The organism is Teichococcus wenyumeiae (assembly GCF_003696345.1).
Lineage (GTDB): Bacteria > Pseudomonadota > Alphaproteobacteria > Acetobacterales > Acetobacteraceae > Pseudoroseomonas > Pseudoroseomonas wenyumeiae.
This window is the reverse complement of sequence record NZ_RFLX01000161.1, coordinates 1-1,093: the sequence shown is the minus strand read 5'-3', so window position 1 is coordinate 1,093 and position 1,093 is coordinate 1. Positions and strand designations below refer to the sequence as shown.

The window sequence follows — 1,093 nt, the reverse complement described above, 5'->3', positions numbered from 1 at the left end:
TGTCTGGTCGCGGAACATTGTTGGGACCCGGTCGGGCTGGCTATCCTAGACTATCGCCGCCGGTTCGAGCGCCTGCCGCGCGCTGTTCTGGGACGGAGGTGAGCCATGCACCAGATCCACCCCAACGCCCGTACTACCCCCGCCGTTCGCGCCGAAATCGCCCGCTCCTCGGCGCCGACCGGACTGCTGGCCCAGCGCTACGGCGTCAGTACCGAGACCATCCGCAAGTGGCGCAAGCGCGGGGCCGCCGACTGCCTCGACCGCTCCGCCCGGCCGCATAACCTGCCCTGGAAGGCCACCGTCGAGGAGCGCGCGGTGGTCTGCCTGCTGCGCGAAAGGACCAACTTCGCCCTCGACGACCTGACCTTCGTCGTCCGGCACTTCCTGCCGCACCTCAACCGAGACAGCATCTGGCGCATCCTCAAGGCCGAAGGGCTGAACCGGCGGCGTCCCGTAGCCTCGGAGCGTCCTGCCAGGGGTGCGGGAAAGTTCCGTGACTATGATCTCGGCTTCATTCATATCGACATCAAGCAGCTGCCCATGCTGCAGACGGCCGACTTCCAGCGCCGCAAACGTTATCTCTTCGTTGCCATCGATCGCTTCTCACGCTCCGTCCACCTGGCCGTGAAGGACGACATGACCACGAGCAGCGCGGTCTCTTTCCTGCGCGAGGCAGCGGCTGCCTTCCCGTTCCGCATCACCCATGTGCTCACCGACAATGGCAGCTGCTTCTCGCCGACCTTCGAGAAGGCCTGTGTCGAACTCGGTGCCGAGTATCGTCACACCCGTCCCTACACGCCGCAGACCAATGGCATGGTGGAGCGCTTCAATGGTCGCATCGAAAGCGAGGTCCTCGGCATCACGATCTATTCCCATTGCGACCTCGAGCAACTGCTGCGTGGGTTCAACGCTGCCTACAACGCCCGACGACAGCGGGTCTTGCAGGGCCGGACGCCGAACCAGGTCGTCGCCGAGCGCCTCGCCGCCCGGCGAAAGCTCCGCAGCACCAAGCCTGTCGGGCAGGCCGGGCCGCAGGACATCGAGAAGGCCCGCATCATCGTCGAAGATGCCAAGGACGTCTCGCAACCAGACA

1 protein-coding gene is annotated in these 1,093 nt (G+C 65.3%); it reads left to right on the top strand.

What is annotated here, in order from left to right; translation table 11 throughout:
* Positions 1–105: 105 nt before the first annotated feature.
* A partial coding sequence (locus tag EBE87_RS28375; protein ID WP_147426318.1) for a DDE-type integrase/transposase/recombinase occupies positions 106–1,093 on the top strand: 988 nt, incomplete at its 3' end.